This is a genomic window from Agromyces sp. NSFZ, assembly GCF_056156205.1.
Genome location: NZ_CM149585.1, coordinates 3,731,445 through 3,751,240, shown reverse-complemented (window position 1 = coordinate 3,751,240; position 19,796 = coordinate 3,731,445). Strand labels below are relative to the sequence as shown.

Here is a 19,796-nt window from a genome sequence, read left to right as displayed (position 1 = left end):
GTACCGGCGGACTCGCCGTTGCAGCGCGAACGGCCGGGCCGGCGCGCCGCGCAGGGCACGCCGTTGCGCCGCAAGCCGAAGCAGCTCGACGAGGCGCCCACGGTGTTCGAGGCGTCCGCCGGCGCGGGCGGCGGAACGCTGCTCCGCCCGACCGGTGGACCCGGGCGCGCCGCGGCGAAGCCGATGCCGGGGAGCAGTGCGATGGGATTCACTGACGAGGCGGCATCCGTCGTCGTGCCCGATGCGGAAATCAGGATCGACCCGACCGCACGCACCCGGGCGCGCCAGATCGCGTCACGCCTCGCGATCAGGCGGCCTCGGCGTGACGCCACGAGTCGTCGCGGCATCGGGGAGCTGGGCAGCCTGCCGTACCGCGGCGGCTCGGATGAGATCGACCTCGACGCCACCATCGAGGTGCTCGCCGAGCGGCCGGTGCCTGAGGACGAGGACATCGTCGTGCGCGACCGCATCCGCACGAAGCGATCGGTGGTGCTCGCGGTCGACGTGTCGGGGTCGATGAAGGGCGAGCGCATCGCCACGGCCGCGGCGACGGTCGGCGCGCTCGCGGGCGAGCTCGAGCACGACGACCTCGCGGTGATCGCCTTCTGGTCGGATGCCGCGATCCTGCTGAACCTCGGCGAACTCGTGAAGCCCATGGACCTGCTCGACGCGATCATGCGCATACCGGCGCGCGGGCTCACCAACGTCGCCTTCCCGCTCGAGCTCGCGGCGAAGCAGCTTCACCGCGCCCCCGTGCGCGACGCCCGCGTCGTGCTGCTCTCGGACTGCGTGCACAACGCCGGGCCGGATCCGCGGCAGTTCGCGGGGCGGCTGCCACGACTCGACGTGCTCCTCGATGCGAGCGGCGAACGCGACGTGGACCTCGGACGTGACCTCGCCAGGATCGGCCATGGCACGCTGCACGTGGTGCACGACTATCGAGGGGTGGCTCCCGCCATCAGCGCCATCTTCGGCGGGTGAGCGGACGCCCCCTCGACAACGACTTCAACAAGGAGAGAACGATGAGCAACAACTGGTTCGAGACGGTGGCGGTGGCTCAGCGCCGCGCCAAGCGGCGGCTGCCGAAGTCGGTGTACGGCGCCCTGATCGCCGGGTCGGAGAAGGGCCTGACGTATCAGGACAACATGAAGGCGTTCGGCGAGCTGCAGTGGGCGCCGCACGTCGCCGGCCACTCCGCGCAGCGCAAGCTCGACACGACGGTCATGGGTATCCCGATCTCGCTGCCGGTGATCATCTCGCCGACGGGTGTGCAGGCCGTGCACCCCGAAGGGGAGGTGGCCGTGGCCCGGGCGGCCGCGAACCGGGGCACCATCATGGGTCTCTCGTCGTACGCGTCGAAGCCCGTCGAGGACGTCGTGCAGGCCAACGGCAACACCCTCTTCCAGGTGTACTGGAGCGGCACGCGCGACGCGATGCTGCACCGGCTCGAACGGGCAAGGGCCGCGGGCGCCAAGGGCGTCATCCTCACCCTCGACTGGTCGTTCTCCAACGGCCGCGACTGGGGCAGCCCGTGGATCCCCGAGAAGCTCACGCTCCAGGCGGCCATGCGGTTCGCGCCGCAGGCCGTGACGCGACCGGGGTGGCTGCTCGACTTCCTGAAGACCGGGCGCGTTCCCGACCTCTCGACGCCGAACCTCGCGCCCGCCGACGGAGGGCCCGCGCCCACGTTCTTCGGCGCATACGGCGAGTGGATGTCGACGCCGCCCGCGACGTGGGACGACGTCGCCTGGCTCCGCGAGGAGTGGGGCGGCCCGTTCATGCTCAAGGGGATCACCCGCCTCGACGACGCCAGGCGGGCGGTCGACGCGGGCGTCACAGCGATCTCGGTGTCGAACCACGGCGGCAATAACCTTGACACGACGCCCGCGTCGATCCGCATGCTCCCGGGCATCGCGGAGGCGGTCGGCGACCAGGTCGAGGTGCTCCTCGACGGCGGCATCCGACGCGGCGGGGATGTCGCGAAGGCGCTCGCGCTCGGTGCGCGTGCGGTGATGATCGGACGAGCGTACCTCTGGGGACTGGCGGCGAATGGACAGGCTGGAGTCGAGAACGTCTTCGACGTGCTGCGCGGCGGACTCGACTCGGCCGTGCTCGGCCTCGGGCACTCGTCGATCGAGGAGCTCAGCCCGGCCGACTTCTACATGCCGCCGTCGTTCCGGCGCGAGCTCGGAACGGGCGGCGCGGCCGGCACGCCCGCGGCTCCCGCGGCCAAGCCCGAGCCGCGCAAGGCGAAGCCCGCGACGACGCGTCGCGCCAAGCCCGAACCGGCCGAACCCCGGCCCGACGACGCGGTGGCTCTCGGCAACATCTGAGGCGGCGGCGTGACCCGGCGCGGCGCCATGCGCCTCGTGGATCGGCCGTGGCCCGACATCGGGCGACCCGTGCTGCTCGTGCCGGTCGGATCGACCGAGCAGCACGGGCCGCACCTGCCGCTCGACACCGACACGTCCGTGGCATCCGTCGTCTGCGACGCGCTCGCTGAGCGCCTGGGCGCCACCGGCGTCGACGCGCTGGTGGCGCCGGCGATCGCCTACGGCGCGAGCGGCGAGCACCAGGACTTCCCCGGCACGATCTCGATCGGCACCGAGGCGCTGACCGTGCTGTTCGTCGAGTACGGGCGATCCGCGTGCGAGTGGGCCGGCCGTGTCGTGTATGTGAACGGCCACGGGGGCAACGTGGAGGCACTCGCGGCGGCGGTGCCGAGGCTCATCGGCGAGGCGCGCGCGGTGTCGTGGCTGCCCTGCGCGGCGGACCGTGTCGACCACGCACGACTGCCCGACCTTCCCGCGGATCCCCACGCGGGACGCACCGAGACGTCGCTGTTGCTGGCGATGGACGCTTCGCGGGTGCGTGCCGACCGCCTGGAGCCGGGGAACGACGCGCCGCTCGCGGAGCTCATGCGCGACCTGCGCGCCGGCGGCGTGCGCCGGGTCTCGCCCAACGGCGTGCTCGGCGACCCGCGCGGCGCGACCGCCGAGGAGGGCGAGCGGCTGCTCGACGCGATCGTGGCGCACGCGTGGTCGCGACTCGACCATGGGATCGTCGACGATCGCGGTTGCCTCGTGGTCGTGCCTCCGGGTGCCGCCTCGTGACCGCTCGCCTTCCCGACGGCTTCGTGGTGCGCCTCAACCGCCACACGCGCGTCATCGACGATGGGGCCGTGCTCGTGGGCGGCTCGCCCACGCGCATCTCGCGACTGAAGCCGCTCGCCCGCCGCGCCATACGTGACCGCGTCATCACGGTGACGGATGCCGCGAGCCGCGCGCTCGCCGACCATCTCCTCGCCACGGGCATGGCCGACCCCGTGGTCGACGCGCTGCCGGCCGCCGACCTGGCGCTCGCGACCGCCGTCATCCCCGTGCGGGATCGACCGCGCCAGCTCCACCGCCTGCTCGCCGGCCTCGGCGGCGCGCTGCGCGTGATCGTCGTCGACGACGACTCCGTGGATCGGCAGGCGGTCGCCGCCGTCGCGGCGCGCCATGGCGCCGAGCTGCTTCCGCTTCCCGAGAACGTCGGGCCTGCCGGCGCCCGCAACGCCGGGCTCGCTCGGGTGGCCACGCCGTTCGTGGTCTTCATCGATTCCGACGTGGCCGTCGAACCAGCCGCCATCGAGACGATGCTGCGGCATTTCGCGGATCCCGAGCTCGCGATGGTCGCGCCTCGCGTGCTCGGCCTCGAGAGCGACCGACCGAACTGGATCACGCGCTACGAGGACGCCCGGTCGTCGCTCGACCTGGGCGACGACTCGTCGATCGTGCGGCCGCGATCCCCGGTCACGTGGGTGTCGAGCACGTGCCTCGTCGCGCGTGTCGACGCGCTCGGCACCGGGTTCGACGCGTCGATGCGCGTCGGCGAGGACGTCGACCTCGTGTGGCGGCTGGTCGACGAGGGCCGTCGGGTGCGCTTCGAGCCCGCGGCATCCGTGCGCCATGAGCATCGGTCGACACTGCGGGCGTGGACGGCGCGCAAGGCGTTCTACGGCACCGGTGCGCACCCGCTCGCGGTGCGGCATCCCGACGACATCGCGCCCGTCGTGCTCGCACCGTGGGGGGCCGGGCTGCTCCTCGCCCTCATCGCGCAGCGGCGGTGGTCGCTGCCTGTCGCGGGCCTGATCGCCGCGGTGACGATCGCGCGCATCGGGCGTCGCGCCGTGGGGGTGCGGCATCCGTACCGCCTCGCCGGGCGACTCACGGGCTACGGCGCGATCGCCGCGGTCACGCAGGGGTTCGCGCTGCTCCTGCGGCACTGGTGGCCGCTCGCGGCGATCGGATGCCTCGTCTCACGCCGCGTGCGCCGTGCGGTGCTCGTGGCGGCGATCGCCGACACCGTCATCGAGTACGTGCGCACGAGACCGACGCTCGACCCGATTCGCTTCGCCGTCGCCCGCAGGCTCGACGACGCGTCGTACGGAGCGGGCGTGTGGTGGAGCGCGATCCGGGCGCGCTCGCCGAAGGCACTGCTGCCCGACCTGCGCCGGCGGCACTGACCCTCCCATCTTCAGCTTGTGCAGGAGAGGAGGCGCGATGTCGCCCGTGCCGGGGATTCGCCTGCACAAGCTGAGGGTGACGAGCTAGGGGCGGGCGGGCTCCCAGCCGATCGCGGGGGCGACGTGCTCGGCGATCGCGGCGAGCAGCCGCGTGTTGTAGTCGACGCCGAGCTGGTTCGGCACGGTGAGGAGCACGGTGTCCGCGGCGGCGACGGCCGCGTCCTGCGCGAGATCGGCCGCGATCGCGTCGGGCTCGCCGATGTAGCTCTTGCCGAACCGGGCGAGGCCGCCGTCGAGGAAGCCGACCTGGTCCTGGGTGTCGTGACCCAGACGGCCGCCGAAGATCTGGCGGTCCTCGTCGGTGACGAGCGGGATGACACTGCGAGAGACCGACACCCGTGGCGCGCGCTCCCAGCCGGCCAGGGCCCACGCGTCGCGGTACAGTTGGATCTGCTCGGCCTGCAACTCGTCGAACGGCACGCCGGTGTCCTCGGTGAGGAGCGTCGAGCTCATCAGGTTCATGCCCTGCTCGGCCGTCCAGGTGGCCGTGGCTCGGGTGCCGCTGCCCCACCAGATGCGGTCGGCGAGGCCCGGCGAGTGGGGCTGGATTGGGAGGAGGCCGCTCGTGCCGGTCATCTTCGGGTTCGCCGGGGCGACCCCCGCGCCGGAGACCGCGAGCCGGAACGTCTCGGTCTTGGCTCGTGCGAGCGCGGCGTCGTCCTGCCCCTCGGGCGGCACGTATCCGAAGCTGTGCGCGCCGTCGGCGGCGGGTTCGGGTGAACCGCGACTCACCCCGAGCTGCAGCCGGCCCTCACCGGTCGAATGGCTGCTGATGAGGTCGGCGGCCGCCGCCTCCTCGGCCATGTAGAGCGGATTCTCGTAGCGCATGTCGATGACACCCGTGCCGATCTCGATGCGGTTCGTGCGCGCCGCGATGGCGGCGAGCAAGGGGAACGGGCTCGCGAGCTGGCGGGCGAAGTGGTGCACGCGGTAGAACGCGCCGTCGATGCCGAGCTCTTCGGCGGCGACGGCGAGCTCGATGGACTGCAGCAGCGCATCGCGGCCGCTGCGGGTCTGCGACTGCGGCGACGGATGCCAGTGGCCGAACGACAGGAATCCGATGCGCTTCTTCACACCCGGTACAGCGTCGTACGGCATCCACTCATTCCCCTCGGTCGGGGCGGCCGCAGAGATAGGGCACCCGCCGGATGCCGTGCGGCTACCTCAGGGAGGAGCTTAGAGGCAACAACGAGGAATCGGAGTCGCACATGTTCATCTCGGAAGCGGCCTTCCCCCACCTGATGGCGGACCGCGAGGCGCGCTTGGCGCAGGAGCTCGAGCTGCGCCGCCTCGTCGAGGAGCGGATGGCGGAGCCCGCCCAGTCCATGCTGCCGGGCGACGATACGGCGAAGGGCTCACGGCGGGCGGGTCGGCGGAGTGCCGGAACCCACCGTCCGGCTCGCCGCGGCCACGGGCCGGCTCAGCCGGCAGGGCATTGAGTGGAGGGTGCCGATCGCACTCGGCGCGCTGCGCGTGGGCGCGGCTGCCGCTCGACCGCTGAGCGCCCGGTGACGTTCGACCCGCGAGATGGGTCCGCTCATTCGGCCCGGTCGGCTCGACCGTGGCGTGCGTAGTGGCGCGCCGCACGGGCCCGGTTGCCGCAGCCGACCGAACACCACTCGCGACGAGGGTGGTCCTTGATGAAGTAGAGGACGCACCCGGGCGCGAGGCAGGCGCGCAGGTCGAGGTCGTCCCATGGCCCGAACAGCTCGATCGCCTGCTTGGCGATCGTGCTGATGAGCACCGCGTCGGCGGATCCGGCGGATCCCGACCCTCGCACCATGCCGCCGTCGCCGGTCAGCTTGAGCGTCGGCCAGATCACGGCGAGCCGGGCATCGTCGTTGACCGTCTGCACGGCCGTCTTCAGGTCGGCCATCGCCGACCTCGCATGCTCGCGGGGGTCGTCGGTGCGTTCGGCCGCGATCCGGCGCAGTGCATCGCGGAGGTCGCGGAGGCGCGCCAGACCGTCGTCGTCGAGCGTGAGGGCGTCGCCGCGCGCGCCGGCTTCGAGGCGCGGACCCAGGGCGGCGATCCAGTGTTCGGCGTCGCCGATCGACGCCAGGGAGTCGTGCACCCCGTGTCGATCGGACCAGACGGTGTTCATCAGCTCGACCGGGAGCGCCTGACCGAGCAGCGGAGCGGTGGGCGTCTGCAGGTCGGTCATGACCCCAGACTAGCCATTTCTAACGCTTAACGTCACATTTTACCGTTGACATCAGGATCGGAGCCTGCGTACTGTCTAACGGGTAGCAAGAACCTATTCCGTTAGAAGACTGAAGGAGATCTCCGTGAACACCCCCCTCACCCCCGTCGATCCGGCCACCGCCACCGGCGCCGCGAAGGAACTGCTCGACCAAGTGCAGAAGGCACTGGGCGTCACGCCGAACATGACGAAGGTCATGGCGAACAGCCCGGCGCTGCTCCGCGGCTACCTCGCCCTGTCGGGCGCCCTGGCGACCGGCGAACTCAGCGCCCCCGTGCGGGAGCAGCTCGCGATCGCGACCGCCGAGTTCGACGGCTGCGCCTACTGCCTGTCTGCCCACACCTATCTCGGTCGTGCGATCGGCAAGCTCCCCGACTCGGAGCTCGAGGACGCCAGGAGCGCGACCTCGGCTGATCCGCACACCGCCGCTCTGCTCCGTCTGTCCGACGAGATCCTGCGCAATCGGGGCGCCGTGAGCCGTGACGCGATCCCCACCGCGCGGGCAGCGGGGGTGACCGACGCGGAGATCGGCGAGGTCGTCGGACACCTCGCGCTCAACGTTCTGACCAATTACTTCAACGTGATGGCCGCGGTGGAGATCGACTGGCCGGTCGTGTCTCCACGGCATGCGGAGCAGAGCGCGGCGTGATCCGCGCGACTGGCGGGGTTCGTGCCGTGACGCGCCATCTCCTCGCCAGTCGCACGGTCCACCGAAGACGAGACGTCGCGGGTGCATGGTGCAACGCTGCATCTGCGACGTCTCGGCTTGGGGTCGGATGCCACGACGAGCCGCATGCCCGCCGGTGCCGGCGAGCCGGCACCGGCGCCGCGGAGATCAGCCCAGCAGTTCCTCGACGCGGTTCGAGGTGGGCATCCGCAGCCCGTCGAGCGCGACCGCGATGACGTCGTCGGCCAGTCGATCGGCGTCCTCGCGGCCGCCGGTGCGGTACCACTCGACGATCGAGTTGATCATGCCGAAGACGAGGCGCGAGACGACGCTCGCGTCGATGTCGCTGCGGAGGGAGCCCTCGGCCTGCGCCTCCTCGACGAGCGCCGTGACCGCGCGGTCGAAGGCACGTCGGCGGGCGAGCGCGCGACGCTCGATCTCGGTGTTGCCGCGAACCCGGAGGAGCAGCGTCACGTAGGGGAGCTTGTCGACGAGCACGTGCACGCCGCCCCGGAGCACGTGGTCGAGGCGGTCGGCGGCGCGGCCCCGTGCGGACTCGGGCTCCTGGAGGACGCCCTCGAGCCCGCTCAACGCCTCGTCGAGTGCGCGCTCGAGGATCTCGTCCTTCGAGTCGAAGTGGTGGTAGATCGCGGACTTCGACAGGCCGAGGCGGTCGGCGAGCACGCCCATGGAGGTCGCGTCGTAGCCGTACTGGTTGAAGGCGGCCACGGCGACCTCGAGGATTCCCTGCTGGTCGTAGCCTGGGCGGCCTCGCCGAAGGGTTCCATTCTCAGACATCGTTTTCTCAGTCTCGCATGCCGGAGACCCCCGGCCCAGCCGAACGGGTCCGGGCGCGGGCACGGAACTCCGCGACCAGGCGCCGATCGAAGCCAGCGTCGCCCGCCGCGCCGCCGTCGGTCGCGCCGCCGTCGCCCGCCGCGCCGCCGTCGTCCTCGGCCGCGATGGCGACATCGACGAGCAGCGAGCGCCCCGACCGGGATCGCAGCCGCGCGGTGGCGACGAGGACGTCGCCGACGCGAGCGGGGGAGAGGAACGAGACGTCCGCCCCGGTCGTCATCGCGGTCTCGTCGACGGCGATCGCGACCGCACCGCTTGCGGAGTCGGCGAGCATCACCACGTAGCCCGCGTGCGCGAAGCCGAGCGTGGTCGCCATCTCCTCCGTGACGGGCATGCGCAGCACGGCGCTGCGCTCGTCGACGTCGACGACCTCGATACCGGCGGAGCGGCACACGGGGTCGGACGCGATGAGCTCGCCGGCGGCCGCGGGCGTCATCAGGCGGCCTCGGGGTGGGCGAGGAGGCTCACGACGGCCGCGATGCCGTCGTGCGTGGCGACGCCGCCGCCGACGGTGTGCGCGAGCGCGACGCTCGCGCCGGGCGTCGGGTTCTCCGAGACGCCGAGCAGTTGCCTGCTGAGCTCGACGATCTGCGCGACCCCGGATGCCCCGACCGCGTGTCCGCGGCTCAGCAGCCCGCCGCTCGTGTTCACGGGCAGCGCTCCGCCTGGCGAGGTGTCGCCGTCGAGGGTCATCCGCCATGCCCGGCCGCGTTCGACCAGGCCCAGCGACTCGATCGCGATGAGCTCGCCGATCGTGAACGCGTCGTGCACCTCGGCGATGTCGACGCGCGATCGCTCGATGCCGGCATCGGCGAAGGCGCGCTCGCCCGCGGTGGCCGTGATGCGCGAGGTCGTGAGGTCGTAGTCGGCGTCGATCCGGAATCCTGAGGAGACGCCGGTGCCGAGCACCCGCACGGCGCCCGCGCGAGCGTCGCCGGCCGGCAGGAGCACCACGGCCGCGGCGCCGTCGGCGTTCGCGCAGCACTGCAGCATGGTGAGCGGTTCGGCGATCGGCTTCGAGTCGAGCACCTCGTCGATCGTGACCGGCTCGCGGAATCGTGCGCGCGGGTTGTCGAGCCCGGCCGCGCGGTTCTTCACCGAGACCGCCGCGAGCGCACGCGGGTCGGCGTCGTACTGCGCCAGGTACCGACTCGCGTTCATGGCGTAGATGCCCGGCAGGCTGAGCCCGAGCCGGGTGGGCTCGTCTTCGCGGTCGAGGGTGATGAGGCCGCCGTCGAAGGCGGTGGTGGCCGACTCGACGCCGAGCACGAGCGCGGCGCGCACGCGGCCGGTGCGCACCGCCTGGAAGGCCTCCGCGAAGGCGTACGAACCGCTCGCGCAGGCGTTCTCGATGTTCTGCACGGGGATGCCTTCGATTCCGGATGCCGCGAGCGCGCGCTGTCCGGCCGCGCCGCCGCCGAGCACGTTGCCGCACCAGACGGCGTCGATGGCGGCCGGGTCCAGCCCGGCATCGGCGAGCGCCGCGGCGACCGCCTCGGCGCCCATGACGTCGATGCGCCAGTCGGCGAACCGGCCGAACGGCGTCATGCCGACCCCCGCGATGGCGACGTCGATCATGCGGCACTCTCAGCGGTCGCGAGCACGCCGGACGCGGAGGCGGGGTCGTCGACGAGCGTCACGCGGTCGCCGACCTCGACCCGACGATCGACGGGGGCGAGCACCCGGCCGCCGTCGAGGTCGATGTAGGCGAGGGTGTAGGGCACGTCGTGGCCCGGCAGGCCCACGTGGATCGTCGTCGCGGCGTAGACCACGCCGGGCCGCCCGGTCATCTGAGCACCCCGTGCAGGAAGATGTCGGCCATCTCGTCGCCGACCTGCTCGGCGGTGCGCGGGCCGTCTTCGCGGAACCAGAAGTGGGTCCAGTTCGTCATGCCGATGAGCGCGAACGCGGCGACCGGCACATCGAGGTCGGCGAGCATGCCGCGCCGCTTCAGCGTATTGAGCTCGCTCTGCAGCAGCACGGTCGCCTCGTGCTGCTTGGCGCGCACCTCCGCCTGGTGCTCCGGCGTGAGCTTGTCGGTGTTCTCGAAGAGCGTGTGCACGGCCTCGCGGTGCTCGATGGCCGTGGCCACGAGCGCCTTCACGATCGCCCGCACGCGGTCTTCTGGGGCATCCGTCGACGCCACCGCATCGCGGAGGGCCTCGACGAGGTGGTCCACCGCGGTGTCGACGATGGCCGCGAGGATCGCCGCCTTCGACGGGAAGTAGTGGTACAGGCCGGCGATGCTGATGTCGTTGACCGCGGCGAGGTCGCGCATGGATGCCTCGCCGAAACCCTGCTGACTGAACAGGCGGGCCGCGTTCTCGAGGATGCGGGTGCTGCGCGAGGCCTCGTCGGGGGCGAGCTCGGGGATCGTCATGGCGTGCGCTCCAGGATCTTCGTCTTGTGGCTCGATCGCCCGAGCGTACCGGCCGGGACGAACTCGATGGCGGCGCGGAATCGGAGGAGGTCGCGGATCCGGCCCTCGATCGTCTCGGCGAGGCCCGATGCCGCCGCCCGCTCGGGCTCGTCGTGCGACTCGATGCGCACCCGCAGCGGCGGGGCGACGCGCGGTCCGGTGCCCGGCGCGAGGATGCGGATGGCGCCCGTCACCTGCGGCGCGAACTGCGCGACGACGTCGCGGACGGCGGCGGGATGCACGTTGATGCCGTTGACGATGAGCATGTCGTCGGCTCGCCCCAGGATGCGGAACCTCGGGTCGGTGCGGCCGCAGGGGCACGGCTCGGTGGACACCTGCACGTCATCGCCCATGTTGTAGCGGAGGATGGGGCCCGCCTGCCAGTCGAGCGAGGTGTGCGTCATCTGCCCGACGACGCCGTCTTCGAGGGGGAGCGGTCGGCCGGTGTCGCCGTCGAGCAGCTCGATGAGGTGGTGCTCGGGTGCCATCGGGTGCATGCCGTTCTGGTACTCGCAGGAGAGCATGAAGTGCCCCCAGGCACCGCCCATGCCGTCGAACACCTGGGCGCCGTACGCCTCGGCGATGCGCGCGCGCACTGCGGGATCGCCGGCGCCCGGCTCACCGCCGCACTGGATGATGCGGATGCCGAGCGAGGAGACCTCGGCCCCGATGACCTCCGGCGCGCGTTCGATGAGGTGCTCGGCGAACGACGGCGTGCAGAACAGCGCGGTCGGCCGAGTGAGCTGGGCGATGGTCAGCAGCCGCGCGGTGCCGCCCTCGGCCCCCACGGGCAGCGCGCGGATGCCCGCCCGGTCGAGGGCCCGCAGCCAGGGAACCCCGCCCACGAACATCGAGAGCGCGTAGGCGTGCAGCACGGTGTCGCCCCGGCGCAGGCCCATCGCGGCGAAGGCGCGGCCGAGCACCTCGTCGTTGACCTCGGCGTCGCGGGCCGTGAAGGTGTAGAACGTCGGCTGGCCGCTCGTGCCGGAGGTGGCGTTCACGTAGCGCACCTCGTCGAGCCCCGCGGTGAGGTGCAGGCCGTACGGGTGGCTCGACTCGCGCATCGACGCCTCCTGCGACAACCGGTGCTGGGTCTTGTCGAACGTGGGAATCGCGGCGAGGTCGGCGAGCGTGCGGATCATCTCGGGGTCGATGCCCGCGAGGCGCTCGCGATAGAAGGGGCTGCGTTCGATGAGGTACGCGAGCTGGGTGCGGAGCGCGGCGAGCTGCTGCTCGACGAGGGCGCCGGAGTCCAGGTTCGCCGCCGTTGGCGAAGTGTATGTCGTCATGGTCCGATCCGTTAGAACGTTCGTTTGGTCTTCACGGTACGGATGACGGCGCGACTCGTCAAGCCTGCATCGCCCATCCTTCGAATAATCCGCGAGATTCCGGGCTTGTGAGTGATTCGAAGTCGAGCTTGACACGCCTCCGCTGCCGGGTTACCTTGGCACCGAACGATCGTTCACTCGAACTCATCGAGTGCGACGAAATGAGAGCTGACAAGGAGGTTGGCTGTGGCCGCAATGACCCTGGAGGCGGTGACCGTGCCGACGGCACGCACCGAGTCCGAGCCGAGCGCGCACCGTGGGCGGTACACGATCGACATCGACACCGGCGGTACCTTCACCGACGGCTTCATCGCCGATCACCAGACCGGGCGCGTCGTGCTCTCGAAGGTGCCGAGCACCCCGCACGACCCGTCGCAGAGCCTGCTCGACTGCACCGCCTTCGCGGCCTCCGAGCTCGGCATCGAGCTGCGCGAGCTGCTCCAGGGCGCCGGCGTCTTCCGGTACTCGAGCACCATCTCGACGAACGCCATCATCGAGCACCGTGGCCTTCGCGTCGGCCTCCTCGTGGCCGAGGGCACCGAAGCGTCGCTGGGCCTCGCCGGCGACCGCCGGCCGCTCGTCGACCAGGGATTCCTGCGCCCCGAGCTCGTGACCGCCGTCGCTGTGCCGACCGATGAGGAGCTCGACGCCGGCGCCGTGGTCGGCGCATTCCAGCGCCTCGTCGAGGCCGGCGCGCAGACCGTGCTCATCGCCTTCGCCGGCTCCGGTCGCGACGACGCCGGCGAGCGCGCGGCGAAGCGAGCGATCAGGGCCCAGTACCCCGCGCACTACCTCGGTGCGGCGCCCGTCTTCACCACGGCCGAGATCGTCTCGGGTGGCGACGACGCGCTCCGGGTGAACACCGCGTTCCTCGCCGCCTACGTGCACCACCACCTCGCCCGCTACCTGTTCCGCGCTGAGGAGCGGCTGCGCGCCGCCGGTCTCACCCGGCCACTGCTGGTCGTGCACGCCGACGGCGGCGTCACCCGCGTGGCCAAGACGCACGCGCTCGACACCTACAACTCCGGCCCCGTCAGCGGCCTGCAGGGCGCACGCGCGCTCGCCGAGCGCCGCGGCGACGAGCTGGCCGTCACCATCGACATGGGCGGCACGAGCGTCGACATCGGCGTCATCGCCGGTGCGGTGCTCCCGCAGGTGCTCGAATGGGAGCTCGCGGGCCTGCCCGTGCGGCTGCCCACCGTGCGCGTCGAGGCGGTCGGCGGCGCGGGCGGCTCCATCGCTCGCGTGGTCGACGGCGAGGTGCGCGTCGGCCCCGACAGCGCCGGCGCTCGGCCCGGCCCCGCCTGCTTCGGCCTCGGCGGCACGCTTCCCACGGTCACCGACGCAGACCTCGTGCTCGGCTACGTCGACCCTGCCGGCTTCCTCGGCGGCCGCATGCGGCTCGACCGTGCTCGCGCCGAGGCGGCGGTCTCGACGATCGCCGACGAGCTCGGCGTCGACCTCCTCGAGGCGGCCTGGCGCATCAAGGATGCGGTCGACCGGCAGTCGGCCGAGGAGATCGCCACGCACGTGGGCCAGGCGGCGGCAGGGGAGGCATCCGCTGCGACGCTCCTGCTCTACGGCGGCGCCGGACCGGTGCACGGCGGCGGCATCCTCACGCACGTGGGAGCACGTCGGGCCGTCATGACCCGCACCGCCTCGGTCTTCAGCGCCTTCTCGAGTGCGTCGATGGACGTGCTGCACCAGTACCCGGTGCCCACGCCCGAGACGATCGGGCAGGATGCTGCGGCCTGGAGCGCATCGATCACGGACGCCCTGCCCGAACGCATCGCCCGCGCCGAGCGCGACATGCGGGGTGAGGGGTTCGCCGCGGCCTCCCTGCGACTCCGGCTGCACGCCCTCGGGCGCGACGCCGACGGCCGCTCCGCGAGCGTGCGGGTGCCCCTCGAACGCGGTGCCGAGTCCGGGGCGCTCGAGCAGGTGCACCGCGCGCTCGCCGACGCCGACGCCGAGGTGCAGCTCCTGTCGCTCGAGGCGACCGCCTCGGTACCCCATCACGAGCTCACGGCCGCTCCCCTGGCCGACGAGGACGCTGCGGAGGCGCTCGTCGGTGAGCGCGAGGCGTATTGGGGGCCTGGGATCGGACTCGCCACCGCCCCGGTCTACGACCGCGACCGGCTGCTGCCTGGCAATGCCCTCGAGGGACCGGCCCTCGTGCAGGGCTCTGACACGACCATCGTCGTGCCACCGGGCCAGCGCCTCACCGTCGACGAGTGGAACGACGACATCCTCACGATCTCCGAAGCCGACTCCGAAGGAGGAGCACGATGACCGAGAAGGTCCGCGTCACCGAGACGCTCGACATCGACCTCGACGCCGGTCGCTGGACCTGCAACCGCTGCGGCCACGACGTCGGCGACGCCGAGCACAGCTACAAGGAGGGTCTCCTCGTCGCCGAGCGCGACCCCGAGGAGGTGCACCCGCGCCGCGCGCCCGAGGGCTCCGCGTACTCGTTCGCGCCCGACCCCGAGTGGTGCCGCGTGCTCGAGTTCTACTGCCCCCGATGCGCCGTGCTCGTGGAGGTGGAGTACCTCCCGCCGGGGCATCCGATCACGCGCGACCTCGTGTTCGACCTCGCCTCGCTCCGGGCCGCAGCCGCGCGATGAGCCGCATCGCGAGCGCCGTTCGGGGAGAGGCGCTTCCCTCGCCGATCTTCACGCCGCTGGTCGGCGGGTTCGCGGCGACCATCACGCAGACCGCACCCGAGACGTTCTGGCGTTCGGCTCCCGCCCAGGCGTCGGCCCTCGCCGAGACCGCGCGGCTGTTCGGGCTCGACGCCGTCACGGTCGGCCTCGATCCGGCGGCGCTCGCGGAGGCGGCCGGCGCCGAGGTCGACTGGTCGACGGGCCGGGGCGTGGTGCGATCGGGTGTGCCGGCCGCCGCCGCCGACCGGAGCCTCGACCCGGCTGCCACGACCGTGCTCGACGTGGCCCAGCGCCTCGGCCAGACGCTCGGCGGGGTCGCCGACGTGATCGGCGTGGTGCCCGGCGTCGCGACGCTCGCACGACTGGTCGCCACCGGCGTCGAGCACGGGGCGGATGCCGCGGAGCGACTCGCGGCCCGGCTCGTGATCGAGGCCGCTCGCGGCTACGGCGAGGCGCGGGTCGCCGCCCTGCTCGTGCTCGACGACGCGGCGGGATTCGCTGCGCCGGAGTCCGCCGCCCTGCGGCGTGCCGAGCGCGTGCTCGCGAACACGGCGCGCTTCTTCGACATCCCGCTGCTGCGATCGGTGCCTGCCGGCGCCCGCGCCGATGCCGACCGGATCGCGCCGGCGCAGGCCGCGCTCCCGGCCGACGAGCCCGTGGCGGGCGTGCCCAGCGCCGTTCCCGTCACTCCGGGGCAGCCGGTCGAGCTGCCGTCCTCCTGGTACACGAGCGCCGGCGAGCTCGACCCGGCGCTCCCGCCCGAACTCCTGCACGACCTCGTCGGTGCGCTCCGCGCCGACGCCTGATCCCCGAGGCGGCACCCGCCGCCCGACCCACGACCGAAGGAAAGGACGCCCGATGGGCAACACAATCGACATCGATGTCGGCGGAACGTTCACCGACTGCTTCATGCGGCGCGGCTCGCAGGTGGTCACGGCGAAGGTGCCGACGACCCACTACGACCTGTCCGTGTGCTTCCGCCAGGCCATCGAGACCGGCGCCGCCCGCTCGGGCCTCGACGTCGCCGACCTGCTCTCCGACACCGAGCTGATCCGCTACTCGACGACGATCGGCATCAACTCGCTCATCGAGCGCACCGGGCCCGCCCTCGGCCTCATCACGACCAAGGGCTTCGAGGACACGGTGTTCATCGGGCGCTCCCGGCAGTGGGCCGACGGCATCCCGATCGAGGAGACCCGCGACCTCTCGAAGATCCAGAAGCCGGTGCCGCTGCTCGACAAGTCGATGGTGGTGGGCGTGCGCGAGCGCGTCGACTGCTTCGGCAACGTGCTCATGCCGCTCGACCCCGACGACGTGCGCGAGCAGGTGCAGGCCCTCGTCGACCGCGGCGCCCGCGGCTTCGTGGTGTCGCTGCTCTGGTCGTTCCTCAACCCGCAGCACGAGCTCGAGATCCTCGACATCATCCGCTCCGAGTATCCCGACACCTACCTCGGCAACGTGCCCGTCGTCTGCTCGCATCAGATCTCGCCGCGAGGCGGCGAGTACGCGCGCACCATGACGGCCGTCGTCGACGCCTACACGCACCAGCAGATCTCGTCCCAGCTGTGGACCATCGGCGAGATGGTGCGCGACGCCGGCTACACGAAACCCCTCGCCCTGGTGCACAACAACGGCGGTTCGAAGAAGGTCGCGCGCACCCGCGCGATCGACACGCACGGCGCCGGTCCCGTCGCCGGCGTGCTCGGCAGTGCGTACCTCGCCAGGCAGTACGGCCTCGATCGGGTGGTGTTCACGGATGTCGGCGGCACGAGCTTCGACCTCGGCGTCGTCACCGACGGCAGCGTGTCGAGCTACGAGTTCCGCCCGGTGCTCGACCGCTGGCGCGTGCAGGGCTCCTTCGTGGAGACCCGCTCGATCGGCGCCGGCGGCGGTTCGATCGCCTCGGTGGACCCGAGCCTCGGTCGCCTGAAGGTGGGCCCCGCGAGTGCCGGGTCCATGCCCGGGCCGGCGTGCTACGGCCTCGGCGGCGAACGCCCGACCGTGACCGACGCCGACCTCGTGCTCGGCCTCATCGATCCCGACAACTACCTCGGCGGCCGCATGCAGCTCGACGTCGAGGCAGCACGCGACGCGATCGAGGCCGAGGTGGCCGAACCCCTCGGCATCACGGTCGAGGAGGCCGCGTGGCAGATCCGTCGGCTCGTCGACGCGACCATGGGCCAGGAGATCTTCAAGGAGCTCGCGCTCAAGGGCCACGACCCGCGCACGTTCACGATCTTCGCCGCCGGCGGCGCGGGAGCCACGCATGCCGCGGGCTACGCCGAGGCGGTCGGCGCCACGACGGTCATGACGTTCCCGTTCAGCTCGGTGTTCTGCGCGTTCGGCGCCTCGACCACCGACGTGCTGCACATCTACGAGCGCTCGCGGCACTTCACGGTGACCCAGTTCATGCAGCCGGGCTTCGCGCTCGACACCGAGGCGTTCAACGGCGTCGTCGCGCAACTCGTCGATGAGGCGAAGCTCGACTTCGAACTCGAGGGCTACGCCGCCGACCGCCTGCACTACTCGCTCGAGCTCGACATGCGCTACAAGACGCAGCTCAACCAGACCCGCGTCACGGTGCCGAAGTCGTTCCTCGAGGGCGACGACGACGTGCGCGAGCTGTGCGACGTGTTCAACGAGGCGTACGCCAGGCAGTACAGCCCCGAGGCGGCGTTCCCACAGGCCGGCATCGACATCGAGGAGTTCCACCTCAAGGTGTGGGTTCCCGCCGACCACGAGCCGGCGGCGAAGCAGGAACTCGTGCCGGGCGACGGCACCGCGGCGAAGACGGGCGAACGGGCCGTGTACTGGGGCCAGGCGGGCACGGTCGCGACGTCGGTCTTCGACCGCACGCGCCTCGTGCCGGGCGACGCGTTCGCCGGGCCCGCGATCGTCGAGTCCGACGACACCACCACGGTCGTGCCGATCGGCTGGCACTACCGCATCGACGAATTCGGCAACGGCGTGATCGAGCGCGGCCTGCACGGCGACGCTCGGAAGGGAACGGAACGATGAGCGGCAGGGACCTCGAGGTCATCACCCGGCTCCAGCCCGAGCCGTGGACGGAGCGCGAGCAGCAGGCGGCGGTCGACCTCGACCGGCTCGAGCTCTCGATCTTCAGCCACAAGCTCGAGACCACCACGGTCGAGTGCCAGGAGTTGCTCCAGCGGCTGGGCGCCTCGACCGGCGCCCGGTGGGGCGACTCGGGCTTCGCGTTCTACACGGCGCAGGGCGACATCTCGGTGTGCTCCACGGGCATCTACTTCCACGCGTTCCTGCAGCAGATCCCGATCAAGTACACCGTGAAGCACTGGACCGGCGACGAGACCGTCGGCGTCGAGGAGGGTGACGCGTTCTTCTCGAACGACCCGCTCTACGGCGGCGTGCACGCCCCCGACATGACGCTCTTCGTGCCGGTGTTCGTCGACGGCGAGCTCATCGCGTGGACCGGAGCGGTCATCCACACCGGCGAGTGCGGCGCGAACGTGCCGGGCGGCGTGACCCTCCAGGCCCGCAGCCGGTACGAGGAGGGCCTGCACATCCCGCCCGTGAAGGTCGCCTCGAAGTACCGGATGCGCGAGGACGTGCTGAACCTCCTCGCCAACGGCGTGCGCGACCCGCGTCTCCTCCTCCTCGACATCAAGGCGCGCCTCGCGGCATGTCGTCGCGGCGAGGAGCGGCTGAAGGAGGTCGCCGCCGAGCGCGGCGCCGACTTCGTCGTCGGCGCCCTGCGCACCCTGATCCAGGACGCGACGGATGCCGCGCGCGAACGCATCGCGGCGCTGCCCGACGCCACCGTGCGACAGGTCGCGTTCATGGACACGGTCGGCACCGAGGACGCGCTCATCAAGCTCGACCTGGTGCTCACGAAGAAGGGCGACAAGCTGCACTGCGATCTCAGCAACAGCTCGCCCGAGGTCGTCGGCCATCCGGCGAACAGCTTCGCGCACACCATCATCGGCAAGTCGGCGAACTTCCTCTGCAGCTACCTGTTCCCCGACCTTCCGATCAACAGCGGGCTGAGCGATGTCACCGAATGGACGTTCCGGCAGGGCACCTTCGTGTCGCCGAGCCCCGACGCGCCCATCTCGCTCGCACCGAACGTGATGGCCACCTTCAACCTCGCGTTCTCGATGGCCTGCGCGAAGCTCATCTACTCGCAGATCCCCGAGCGTGCGGTCGCGCCCTGGTTCAACGGGTTCAACATGCCGGTCTACGGCGGCCTGAACCAGTGGGGCGAGCCCGTCGGCGACATCTTCAGCGAGATCAACGGCGGCGGCAGCGGCGGACGGCCCACGAGCGACGGCGTGAACGTCGCGGGGTCGTACTTCGCGACGCTGTCGGACTCGGGCGAGGTTGAGATCATCGAGAACGGCGCGCCCGTGCTGTATCCGTTCCGCAGCCAGTTCCTCGCCGACTCGTGCGGCCACGGACGGCACCGCGGCGGCGCCGGCATGGACACGGCGTACATGGTGCACGGAGTGCCGTGGGTGCTGCTCGGCGCCTTCGGGTTCGGCTCGAAGCATCCGGTGTCCCTCGGGCTCTTCGGCGGCTACGCCTCGGCCTCGATTCCGGCCGTGCGACGCAGCAACACGAACCTGCTGGAGCTCATGGCATCGGGCAGCGCATCGGTGCCGACGAACGCGGAGGAGCTGATCCTCGGCGACAGCGTCGAGGGCACCGTGTCGTTCCAGTCGGTGTCGGCGCCCATGCAGCCCTCGGCCGAGGGCGACGTGCTCATGGTGGCGACCGGAGGCGGCACGGGGTACGGCGACGTGCTCGAGCGCGAGCCGGCGTCGATCATGGAGGACGTGCGCTGGGGCATCACCAGCCAGTGGGCCGCCCGCGAGCTCTACCACGTGGTGTTCGACCCCGACACGCTCGAGGTCGACGAGGCCGGAACCCAGGCGGCCCGCGAGGCGGTGCGTCGCCGTCGGCTCGAGCGCGGCCGCCCCCTCGCCGAGTTCGAGGCGGGCTGGAACGAGCGTCGCCCCGACCCGTGGGTCACGCGCTACTTCGGCGCGTGGCCGAACCCGGCCGAGGCGGAACTGCCCGCACCGGCGATGCTCTGAGCACGCGGCATCC

The 19,796-nt window shown here is 71.8% G+C and carries 19 protein-coding genes; 11 read left to right on the top strand and 8 right to left on the bottom strand.

Translation table 11 applies throughout. The features are described 5' to 3' along the window. The first annotated feature begins 18 nt into the window (after window positions 1-18). Genes ACVFI9_RS17775 through mftF form a run of 4 tightly spaced genes read left to right on the top strand, consistent with a single transcriptional unit; the run spans window position 19 to window position 4,507 of the window. A complete protein-coding gene (locus tag ACVFI9_RS17775) occupies window positions 19-981 on the top strand; it encodes a vWA domain-containing protein (protein WP_474763504.1) in 963 nt (320 codons plus the stop codon). Between the two features lie 41 nt (window positions 982-1,022). After that, window positions 1,023-2,333, top strand: coding sequence for a pre-mycofactocin synthase MftD (gene mftD, locus ACVFI9_RS17770; RefSeq protein WP_474763503.1), 1,311 nt, complete (start codon window positions 1,023-1,025; stop codon window positions 2,331-2,333). Between the two features lie 9 nt (window positions 2,334-2,342). Then, window positions 2,343-3,113: a mycofactocin biosynthesis peptidyl-dipeptidase MftE gene (gene mftE / locus ACVFI9_RS17765; RefSeq protein WP_474763502.1), complete on the top strand. Its 771-nt coding sequence runs from the start codon at window positions 2,343-2,345 to the stop codon at window positions 3,111-3,113. After that, window positions 3,110-4,507 (top strand): mycofactocin biosynthesis glycosyltransferase MftF, encoded by a 1,398-nt coding sequence (gene mftF / locus ACVFI9_RS17760; RefSeq protein WP_474763501.1) that lies wholly within the window; start codon window positions 3,110-3,112, stop codon window positions 4,505-4,507. The genes mftE and mftF overlap by 4 nt, the downstream gene beginning before the upstream one ends. Window positions 4,508-4,591: 84 nt before the next feature. On the opposite strand, the gene ACVFI9_RS17755 is transcribed toward mftF, so the two are convergent. Next, entirely contained in the window at window positions 4,592-5,665 is a 1,074-nt protein-coding gene (locus tag ACVFI9_RS17755) for an LLM class flavin-dependent oxidoreductase (RefSeq protein ID WP_474763500.1), read from the bottom strand. A 110-nt stretch (window positions 5,666-5,775) separates the two neighbouring features. Here ACVFI9_RS17755 and ACVFI9_RS17750 point away from each other — a divergent pair, with 110 nt between their 5' ends. Continuing rightward, window positions 5,776-6,006 carry a hypothetical protein gene (locus tag ACVFI9_RS17750; RefSeq protein WP_474763499.1) on the top strand — a complete coding sequence of 77 codons (231 nt, stop codon included), beginning with the start codon at window positions 5,776-5,778 and terminating at the stop codon, window positions 6,004-6,006. 98 nt (window positions 6,007-6,104) lie between these two features. Here the strand turns inward: ACVFI9_RS17750 and ACVFI9_RS17745 are convergent, their stop codons facing one another. After that, entirely contained in the window at window positions 6,105-6,731 is a 627-nt protein-coding gene (locus tag ACVFI9_RS17745) for an ABATE domain-containing protein (RefSeq protein ID WP_474763498.1), read from the bottom strand. A 124-nt stretch (window positions 6,732-6,855) separates the two neighbouring features. Here ACVFI9_RS17745 and ACVFI9_RS17740 point away from each other — a divergent pair, with 124 nt between their 5' ends. Then, window positions 6,856-7,419 carry a carboxymuconolactone decarboxylase family protein gene (locus ACVFI9_RS17740; RefSeq protein ID WP_474763497.1) on the top strand — a complete coding sequence of 188 codons (564 nt, stop codon included), beginning with the start codon at window positions 6,856-6,858 and terminating at the stop codon, window positions 7,417-7,419. Between the two features lie 186 nt (window positions 7,420-7,605). Here the strand turns inward: ACVFI9_RS17740 and ACVFI9_RS17735 are convergent, their stop codons facing one another. The 6 genes from ACVFI9_RS17735 to ACVFI9_RS17710 are packed head-to-tail and all read right to left on the bottom strand — an operon-like array spanning window position 7,606 to window position 12,003. Next, on the bottom strand, window positions 7,606-8,235 hold the full coding sequence (locus ACVFI9_RS17735) for a TetR/AcrR family transcriptional regulator (RefSeq protein WP_474763496.1): 630 nt from the start codon (window positions 8,233-8,235) through the stop codon (window positions 7,606-7,608). A gap of 7 nt (window positions 8,236-8,242) precedes the next feature. Beyond that, the gene (locus ACVFI9_RS17730) at window positions 8,243-8,731 is read right to left on the bottom strand and encodes a PaaI family thioesterase (RefSeq protein ID WP_474763495.1); all 489 of its coding nucleotides are present in this window, start codon (window positions 8,729-8,731) and stop codon (window positions 8,243-8,245) included. Continuing rightward, window positions 8,731-9,873 (bottom strand): thiolase family protein, encoded by a 1,143-nt coding sequence (locus ACVFI9_RS17725; protein ID WP_474763494.1) that lies wholly within the window; start codon window positions 9,871-9,873, stop codon window positions 8,731-8,733. Before ACVFI9_RS17725 ends, ACVFI9_RS17730 begins: the two co-directional genes overlap by 1 nt. After that, a complete protein-coding gene (locus ACVFI9_RS17720) occupies window positions 9,870-10,085 on the bottom strand; it encodes an OB-fold domain-containing protein (RefSeq protein ID WP_474763493.1) in 216 nt (71 codons plus the stop codon). Before ACVFI9_RS17720 ends, ACVFI9_RS17725 begins: the two co-directional genes overlap by 4 nt. After that, window positions 10,082-10,675: a TetR/AcrR family transcriptional regulator gene (locus ACVFI9_RS17715; protein WP_474763492.1), complete on the bottom strand. Its 594-nt coding sequence runs from the start codon at window positions 10,673-10,675 to the stop codon at window positions 10,082-10,084. Before ACVFI9_RS17715 ends, ACVFI9_RS17720 begins: the two co-directional genes overlap by 4 nt. After that, complete coding sequence (locus tag ACVFI9_RS17710) at window positions 10,672-12,003, bottom strand: phenylacetate--CoA ligase family protein (protein WP_474763491.1); 1,332 nt, start codon at window positions 12,001-12,003, stop codon at window positions 10,672-10,674. Before ACVFI9_RS17710 ends, ACVFI9_RS17715 begins: the two co-directional genes overlap by 4 nt. 234 nt (window positions 12,004-12,237) lie before the next feature. On the opposite strand from ACVFI9_RS17710, the gene ACVFI9_RS17705 reads away from it, so the two are divergent. Genes ACVFI9_RS17705 through ACVFI9_RS17685 form a run of 5 tightly spaced genes read left to right on the top strand, consistent with a single transcriptional unit; the run spans window position 12,238 to window position 19,783 of the window. Further along, entirely contained in the window at window positions 12,238-14,334 is a 2,097-nt protein-coding gene (locus tag ACVFI9_RS17705; RefSeq protein ID WP_474766304.1) for a hydantoinase/oxoprolinase family protein, read from the top strand. Beyond that, window positions 14,331-14,669, top strand: a complete 339-nt coding sequence (locus ACVFI9_RS17700) for an acetone carboxylase subunit gamma (protein ID WP_474763490.1) — start codon at window positions 14,331-14,333, stop codon at window positions 14,667-14,669. The genes ACVFI9_RS17705 and ACVFI9_RS17700 overlap by 4 nt, the downstream gene beginning before the upstream one ends. Beyond that, window positions 14,666-15,514, top strand: coding sequence for a uroporphyrinogen decarboxylase family protein (locus ACVFI9_RS17695; protein ID WP_474763489.1), 849 nt, complete (start codon window positions 14,666-14,668; stop codon window positions 15,512-15,514). Before ACVFI9_RS17700 ends, ACVFI9_RS17695 begins: the two co-directional genes overlap by 4 nt. 52 nt (window positions 15,515-15,566) lie before the next feature. Continuing rightward, the gene (locus ACVFI9_RS17690; protein WP_474763488.1) at window positions 15,567-17,726 is read left to right on the top strand and encodes a hydantoinase/oxoprolinase family protein; all 2,160 of its coding nucleotides are present in this window, start codon (window positions 15,567-15,569) and stop codon (window positions 17,724-17,726) included. Further along, complete coding sequence (locus tag ACVFI9_RS17685; protein WP_474763487.1) at window positions 17,723-19,783, top strand: hydantoinase B/oxoprolinase family protein; 2,061 nt, start codon at window positions 17,723-17,725, stop codon at window positions 19,781-19,783. Before ACVFI9_RS17690 ends, ACVFI9_RS17685 begins: the two co-directional genes overlap by 4 nt. Window positions 19,784-19,796 lie beyond the last annotated feature (13 nt).

Excerpts from the sequence above, each read along its gene's own strand:
- mftD (WP_474763503.1), top strand. The coding sequence starts at position 1,023 with ATGAGCAACAACTGGTTCGAGACGGTGGCGGTGGCTCAGCGCCGCGCC.
- ACVFI9_RS17755 (WP_474763500.1), bottom strand. The coding sequence starts at position 5,665 with ATGCCGTACGACGCTGTACCGGGTGTGAAGAAGCGCATCGGATTCCTG.
- ACVFI9_RS17750 (WP_474763499.1), top strand. The coding sequence starts at position 5,776 with ATGTTCATCTCGGAAGCGGCCTTCCCCCACCTGATGGCGGACCGCGAG.
- ACVFI9_RS17745 (WP_474763498.1), bottom strand. The coding sequence starts at position 6,731 with ATGACCGACCTGCAGACGCCCACCGCTCCGCTGCTCGGTCAGGCGCTC.
- ACVFI9_RS17735 (WP_474763496.1), bottom strand. The coding sequence starts at position 8,235 with ATGTCTGAGAATGGAACCCTTCGGCGAGGCCGCCCAGGCTACGACCAG.
- ACVFI9_RS17730 (WP_474763495.1), bottom strand. The coding sequence starts at position 8,731 with ATGACGCCCGCGGCCGCCGGCGAGCTCATCGCGTCCGACCCCGTGTGC.
- ACVFI9_RS17725 (WP_474763494.1), bottom strand. The coding sequence starts at position 9,873 with ATGATCGACGTCGCCATCGCGGGGGTCGGCATGACGCCGTTCGGCCGG.
- ACVFI9_RS17720 (WP_474763493.1), bottom strand. The coding sequence starts at position 10,085 with ATGACCGGGCGGCCCGGCGTGGTCTACGCCGCGACGACGATCCACGTG.
- ACVFI9_RS17715 (WP_474763492.1), bottom strand. The coding sequence starts at position 10,675 with ATGACGATCCCCGAGCTCGCCCCCGACGAGGCCTCGCGCAGCACCCGC.
- ACVFI9_RS17710 (WP_474763491.1), bottom strand. The coding sequence starts at position 12,003 with ATGACGACATACACTTCGCCAACGGCGGCGAACCTGGACTCCGGCGCC.
- ACVFI9_RS17705 (WP_474766304.1), top strand. The coding sequence starts at position 12,238 with ATGACCCTGGAGGCGGTGACCGTGCCGACGGCACGCACCGAGTCCGAG.
- ACVFI9_RS17700 (WP_474763490.1), top strand. The coding sequence starts at position 14,331 with ATGACCGAGAAGGTCCGCGTCACCGAGACGCTCGACATCGACCTCGAC.
- ACVFI9_RS17695 (WP_474763489.1), top strand. The coding sequence starts at position 14,666 with ATGAGCCGCATCGCGAGCGCCGTTCGGGGAGAGGCGCTTCCCTCGCCG.
- ACVFI9_RS17690 (WP_474763488.1), top strand. The coding sequence starts at position 15,567 with ATGGGCAACACAATCGACATCGATGTCGGCGGAACGTTCACCGACTGC.
- ACVFI9_RS17685 (WP_474763487.1), top strand. The coding sequence starts at position 17,723 with ATGAGCGGCAGGGACCTCGAGGTCATCACCCGGCTCCAGCCCGAGCCG.